This window comes from Acidisoma sp. (assembly GCF_035492295.1).
Taxonomy (GTDB): Bacteria; Pseudomonadota; Alphaproteobacteria; order Acetobacterales; family Acetobacteraceae; genus Acidisoma.
This window is the reverse complement of the sequence record NZ_DATJJK010000067.1, coordinates 1-6,282: the sequence shown is the minus strand read 5'-3', so window position 1 is coordinate 6,282 and position 6,282 is coordinate 1. Positions and strand designations below refer to the sequence as shown.

The 6,282-nt window shown below is 61.5% G+C and carries 6 protein-coding genes and 2 pseudogenes; 7 read left to right on the top strand and 1 reads right to left on the bottom strand.

Annotation, left to right across the window (positions count from 1 at the left end; translation table 11 throughout):
* The 3 genes and pseudogenes from VL752_RS05095 to VL752_RS05085 all read left to right on the top strand — a co-directional run.
* On the top strand, positions 1-387 hold a 387-nt coding region (locus VL752_RS05095; protein WP_325352825.1), incomplete at its 5' end, for a hypothetical protein.
* A gap of 8 nt (positions 388-395) precedes the next feature.
* A pseudogene (locus tag VL752_RS05090) lies at positions 396-659 on the top strand (IS3 family transposase); the annotation flags it as partial.
* A 1-nt stretch (position 660) separates the two neighbouring features.
* Positions 661-1,494: an alpha/beta hydrolase gene (locus VL752_RS05085; protein WP_325352823.1), complete on the top strand. Its 834-nt coding sequence runs from the start codon at positions 661-663 to the stop codon at positions 1,492-1,494.
* A 264-nt stretch (positions 1,495-1,758) separates the two neighbouring features.
* Here VL752_RS05085 and VL752_RS05080 read toward each other — a convergent pair whose 3' ends face one another.
* A complete protein-coding gene (locus tag VL752_RS05080; RefSeq protein ID WP_325352821.1) occupies positions 1,759-2,826 on the bottom strand; it encodes a LacI family DNA-binding transcriptional regulator in 1,068 nt (355 codons plus the stop codon).
* A gap of 152 nt (positions 2,827-2,978) precedes the next feature.
* Here VL752_RS05080 and VL752_RS05075 point away from each other — a divergent pair, with 152 nt between their 5' ends.
* The 4 genes and pseudogenes from VL752_RS05075 to VL752_RS05065 form a co-directional block, all read left to right on the top strand.
* Positions 2,979-3,806, top strand: coding sequence for an ABC transporter substrate-binding protein (locus VL752_RS05075; protein WP_325352819.1), 828 nt, complete (start codon positions 2,979-2,981; stop codon positions 3,804-3,806).
* Positions 3,807-3,895: 89 nt separating this feature from the next.
* Positions 3,896-4,576: pseudogene (locus tag VL752_RS22245) on the top strand (amino acid ABC transporter permease); the annotation flags it as partial.
* Positions 4,577-4,720: 144 nt separating this feature from the next.
* Positions 4,721-5,413, top strand: coding sequence for an amino acid ABC transporter ATP-binding protein (locus VL752_RS22240; protein ID WP_413788760.1), 693 nt, complete (start codon positions 4,721-4,723; stop codon positions 5,411-5,413).
* A 45-nt stretch (positions 5,414-5,458) separates the two neighbouring features.
* A partial coding sequence (locus tag VL752_RS05065) for an NAD(P)/FAD-dependent oxidoreductase (protein ID WP_325352815.1) occupies positions 5,459-6,282 on the top strand: 824 nt, incomplete at its 3' end.

Sequence of the window (6,282 nt, the reverse complement as noted above, 5' to 3'; positions counted from 1 at the left end):
GGCGTGAGACTGGGCCGGCCCTCGGAGTGCTGCATAGCGGCTGCGACTGCGGGCGTCGTGCTGGGTGGCGACACGCGCCCAGTGATAGACGGCAGGCTCTTACTTGGGCGGCTCTGCTGCTCGTTCTCGAACTCGGCTTTGGCCGTCTTTAGATTGTGGCAGCAGGAATCGGCGGCTCTGGTGTTTTTGCTTTCGTCGGATGGATTTCGCTCCTCCGGCCTGTATCGGGAACGGTTGCGCATCGCCGATGTTCCGAGAGCGGCGGGTTTGCTGTTTTCGAACCCCGCCATCGACGGTGTTGCCATGCCGGCTATCTGTGGCCGTATTGCGACCCATTGCGGCTATGGACCGGCCCGGGTTTTCCGGAGACCAAAACTCTTGAGTTGAGTGAGGTCATGATGAAGAAGAGAACCCCGTCTTTCTCTGCCGAAGTGCGTGAGCGCGCGGCACGTATGGTCCTTGAGCATCAAGGGGAGTATCCGACGCAGTGGGCGGCGATCACCTCTGTGGCCGGCAAAATCGGCTGCATGGGCGAGACGCCGCGCAACTGGGTGCGGCAGGCCGAACGCGATCAGGGCTGGCGGCCAGGGCCGACGCTGGAGAAGGAGCGCAGCAGGGTCCTGGAACGAGAGAACTGGGAATTGCCGCAGGCTGATGAGGATGGACCGCGCGTCTTTGGATCTTGGCTACACCAACGTCTGGGCGGACCCTGACTATCAGACCAGAATAGCTCAGTTTAGGGTGCGATGCGACGCTCTCTATAGGACCGCGGCTGCAAAGCGCGACATTGCTTATGGCGGGCGACCGCGCGAACGCTTCGACTGGTTGTCCTGTGGCCAGATAGCGGCACCGACCTTTGTCTTCATTCATAGGGGCTATTGGCAGAACTACACTAAGGACGAGATGGTCTTCGTCGCGAGAAGTCCACTGGGGCGTGGGTTCAACGTCATCCTCGCGGAGTATACGCTTGCTCCCGAAGCAACCATGACGGAGATCGTCGGCGAGATCGGGCGACTGCTCGACTTTCTGCAGGTATATGACGCAGCGGTAGGTTTTGGAGGGCGGCCCGTCTGTCTGTGTGGCCATTCCGCTGGTGGACAACTGGCCGCGCTTCACGGGGATCATTCGGCTGTCACGCTGACTCTGGCGACAAGCGCAGTTTTTGACCTTGAGCCGATTGTCCTCTCTTGGCTGAATGAGAAACTCAGCTCAACACGCGAGGAGATCGGCCTGTATACCCCGATTCTACTGGCCTCCAAGGTTCGAACGATCGTGTCCGTGGGTGAAGCGGAGCTCCCGGAACTGGTCCGTCGATCGCATAGTTATGTGGCAGCGCGCAAAGAGCGAAGTGAGAATGTCGCAACTTTGTCGCTTCCCGGCCGAAACCACTTCTCCATCCTCGGCGATCTGGCGGATCCCGACGGCATTCACATGTCGACGTCGCTGAGGCGATCGCCCCTGCAGGCAATATGTGAAATATCCAAGTATAGATAGACCTCAGCACCAGCGGCATCGACGTTCCGCCTCGCGTTGGATAACTCGGGCCATCGGCTAGCGCATAATCGAGCGCCTCAGGGTGAATTGCACCACAGCGATTCAGAGGCACTGTGACAGTGCCGCCTGCGGCTCGCCGCTCAGCGCGGTTGACGCCGTTCTGACTGCTCCTAGCAACGTGAGGCTATCCGCACGGTTATAGGAATTTGATAGTCAGACCCCGGCAGGACTCAATACGTGTAACCTCCTCGCTTTGGTAGACCCTCAGCTGAGGTACTTCACCGATTCCCGTCGGATCAGTGCGCTCTTGAGTTCGTGGCGGCGCGGCGGTTCGGACAACCCGTCGATGCGGTCGATCAGCATAGCTACGACTGCCCGCCCCAGATCATAGGCGGGCTGGGCGATCACCGTCACCGCCGGGGTCGTGGCGCTGGTCCAATCGGCATCATGGAAGCTGATCAGCGAAAGATCGTCCGGAATGCGCCGCTTCAGCGCTTTTGCCACCCGGAACACGGCGAGGGCGATGAGACTATCGGACGCGAGAACCGCCGTCGGCGGCGGGGTCTGGCGCAGTAGCGCGGCGATGGCTGCATGACCCTCGGGCGTATTGCCTGCGTCGAAAAGGATGTGACGATCGGGGTCGGGAATGCCGGCCTCGGTCAGCGCCTCCAAAAGGCCGGCGATACGGTTGGCAACCGTCGATAGATCGATCAGGCTTTGATCGGTGTAAACCGGCTCTTTCAGTTTGGTTGCCGTGATATAGTGGATGCGGCGATGGCCAGCCGCGATCAGGACTTCCGTGGCACTCCTGGCGGCTGCCTTATCGTCAATGATAACGCAATCGACCTCGAGTGCAGAAAGTTCGCGGTCCATCAGCACGACCGGCCGGCCCCCACGGATGAACTCCGCCAGATGGTCCCACTCCCGCGCGACGGCGGGCGCGATGATCAGTCCGTCGATCTGCTTGCGCGCCAGAACCTCGACGGCGGCCTTTTCCTCGACCAGATCCTCGCCCGAATTCGCCAGGATCACATTGAAGCCGCGCTCCTTGGCGCCGTCGCTGATGCCGCGCACGGCGAGGCCAAAGTAGGGATTTTCGATGTCGCCCACGATGACGCCGATCGTCCCGGAGCGCCCGGTCGTCATCGTCCGCGCCAATTCGTTAGGGCGGTAGCCAAGCGCTTCCGCGGCCGCTTCTACCTTCGCCGTGACCTTGGCGCTAACCGATCCATACCGACCTAGGGCGCGCGCCGCCGTCGCCTTGGACACTTTCGCCAAGCGCGCGACATCCTGCACCGTCGCCGGCCGGCGCGCCTCTTTCTCTTGGGTCATACCGCGCCGTAACGGCTTTCGATCCTTCTCGTCAAGACCGTAAAATTTCTATTGAGACCGGTCTCTTTTTTGTGGCAGCTTCGCGAGGGCAGGTGGCCACAACGGTCGGATGCGTCTTGGCGTAATAACTCTTCAACATGGAAGCTTATCCGATGCAGAAGCCGTCCCGGAGACTTCTTGGCATTGTCGCGCTGGCGGCACTCGGACTGATCGGCAGTGGCAGGGCGCCGGTCCTTGCTGCACCGCCGCCCGGCAATCCCTATCATCTGATCGATCGGACCACGATCACCGTCGGCAGCGTGGGCGATTCCAAGCCCTATGCCTTTACCGACGCGAGCGGAAATTTCACCGGCTTCGATATCGAGCTGTTCCGCGATGTCGCCCGAAGGCTTGGCTTCGACAGCAGCCATGTCATCGTCATCGGGCAGGATTTCTCCGCGCTGCTGCCCTCCGTCGCCAATGGCCGCTTCGACGTTGCGGTGGCTGCCATCGGCACCACCGCCGCGCGGAAGAAGGTTGTGGATTTCTCAGACGGCTATCTGGTCGGGTTTCTCTCTGTCCTGACATCCGAGAGCACGATCCGCACGCCGGACGATCTCGCGGGCAAGCGTCTCGGTATCCTGCAGGGTTCGCTGGAAGCGATCTATGCGGAGAAACATTTCACCAAAACCAGCCTGGTGGAATTTCCCGATGACAATTCTGCCGTGTCCGCGTTGAACAGCGGGACGATTGACGCTCATTTCCTGGATTACGAGTCAGCCAAGCAGGATGCGCAGCGTTTCCCGTCTCTCAAGATCGCAGTCAATATTCCGTCTTTCGATGCGCCGGCCGGGTTCGTTGTGCGAAAGGGCAACACCGCCTTCAAGGATGCCCTCAACAAGGCGCTCCATGCCGCAATGCAGGATGGCACATGGGAAACACTCTTCAAGAAGTGGTTCCCGGGTGATCCGCTGACGCCGCAATATCTGCCGCAGCATTGATGACAGTGACGTCTTGATTGTGCCTGTTGTGCTTCTCGTGCCGATGGCGCTGAGTTTGAGACTGGTTTTGGTTCGGCGGAGGATTGACGATGGGATGGTTGGAGACCCTGCGGCAGACCTTCCTCGATTGGCCGTCGATGCTCGCCGTGCTGCCGAACATGATTGCGGTCGGCCTCAAGAATACGCTGATCCTGGCAGTCACGTCTACCATCCTCGGCGTCCTGATCGGTCTTGTCCTCGCCGTGATGGGCATCTCGCGCGCGGCCTGGCTGCGTGCGCCGGCGCGCATCTATACAGATATCTTTCGCGGCCTGCCGGCGATTGTCACCATCCTGCTTATCGGCCAGGGCTTTGCCCGTTTCGGCCGGATACTGTTCGGCCCATCACCGTTTCCCCTCGGCATCGCGGCGCTCAGCCTGATTGCGGGGGCCTATATCGGCGAAATCTTCCGCTCCGGGATTCAGAGTGTGGAACGCGGCCAGCTCGAGGCGTGCCGCGCCCTGGGGATGAGTTATGCTAAGTCCATGCGCCTGATCGTCATTCCGCAGGGCATCAGGCGGGTTCTCCCGGCCCTGGTCAACCAATTCATCGGCAATATCAAGGATTCTAGCCTCGTTTACTTCCTCGGTCTCCTGCCCATGGAGCGCGAGTTGTTTCGTGTCGGCCAGGATGAAGCGGTGGTCAGCGGAAACTTGTCGCCCTTGCTGCTGTCCGGGGTCTTCTATCTCGCCATCACCGTGCCGCTGACGCATTTGGTGAACTACATCGACCAGCGCATGCGCAGCGGCAAGCGGCCGAGCGCGCTGGTCAGCGGCCTGGAGGAGGTCGGCGAGGCACAGGGTGCGCCATCAATGGGCGCGGCAGGATCCGGCAAGGAACTTCGCGGTGGCAGCCTGGAGGTGCGGGGGCTGGAGATGCAGTATGGCCCGCTGCGGGTGCTGCGAGGCATCGACCTCGCGGTGAAGCCTGGGTCGGTTACCTGCATCATTGGCCCCTCCGGATCTGGCAAATCGACGCTGTTGCGCTGTCTCAACCGGCTCGTGGAAGCCAGCGGCGGCGATGTGCTGCTGGATGGCCGGACGATGCGGGCAGTCAAGCCGGATCAGCTGCGGCGGCGCGTGGGCATGGTGTTTCAGCACTTCAATCTCTTTCCCGATCATACGGCGCTCGGCAATGTCACGCTGGCGCTGCGCAAAGTCCAAGGCAGGTCGAAGGCGGAGGCCGATAGGGTTGCCCGCGCACGGCTCGCCGAGGTCGGCCTTTCCGCCCGTGCGGATCATCGGCCGATTGATCTCTCCGGTGGTCAGCAGCAGCGGGTGGCGATCGCCCGCGCCCTGGCGCTCGATCCGGAAGTCATGCTGTTTGATGAGGTAACTAGCGCGCTCGACCCGGAATTGGTCAAGGGCGTCCTCAACCTCATGGCTGAACTCGGCCGACGCGGGATGACGATGGTCATCGTGACCCATGAAATGAATTTTGCCCGAAAGGTCGCCGACCAGGTGGTTTTCATGGATGAAGGAAAGGTCGTCGAAGTCGGCCATCCTGAAGCGATTTTTGGAAATCCCCAAAGCGCGCGGCTGCAGCAGTTCTTGTCCGAAGTGCTTTGACCCAGTTCGCGAGCTCCCGATTGATCATATCGAAAGCAGGCTCTCATGCATAGCCCATCGTCCCGTGCTCCCATCGTCGTCATCGGCGCGGGCATTTTTGGCGTATCCACCGCCCTTCATCTCGTGCGGGCGGGTGCCACCGTGACACTCGTCAATGATGGCCCGCCTGGAAACGGCGCCTCCGGTCGGTCGCTTTCGTGGTTGAATTCAGCGCGGCGCCGCTCGGCTGTCTATCATCAACTCCGGATGATAGGAATCGATCGCTACCGAACGCTGGCCGCGCAATCTCCGGATGCCCCCTGGTTGCGCTTCGACGGCGGTCTGACCTGGGATGCAGATGATGCATTCAATGACATCGTGGCCGTCCACGCGCATGAGCGCGCTCTCGGCTATGACGCGGAGCTTCTGGCGCCGGAGTCGGTGGCCGCGGTGACGCCCGGCGTTAATGCACGGGCGATCACCCCGCAAGGCGCGATCTTCAACCCCGGCGAAGGCTGGGTTGATCTGCCCTCGCTCATCGCTCTCCTGCTCCAGAATTTCGAAGCACTTGGGGGGAGGACGATTACCGAGGCTGGCCGTGCCTCCGTCGATCTAGCGGGCGGGCGCGTCAGCGGTGTGATTCTGGGGGACGGCATACGTCTCGCGGTGGAGACCGTTGTGGTCGCGACCGGCGCTGGCGTGCCGGAACTGGTCGCGGCGACCGGGCGGCATCTGCCCGATGCGACGCCGATCTCCGTTCTTGTCAAAACCAAGCCGGTCGCGACGGGTCTTCGTGCTGTCTTGAATACGCCGCGCGTTGCCGTGCGGCCAACGCCGGACGGCGCCCTCGTGCTCGATTCAGCCTGGTCTGAGGAAGAGGTGATCAGACA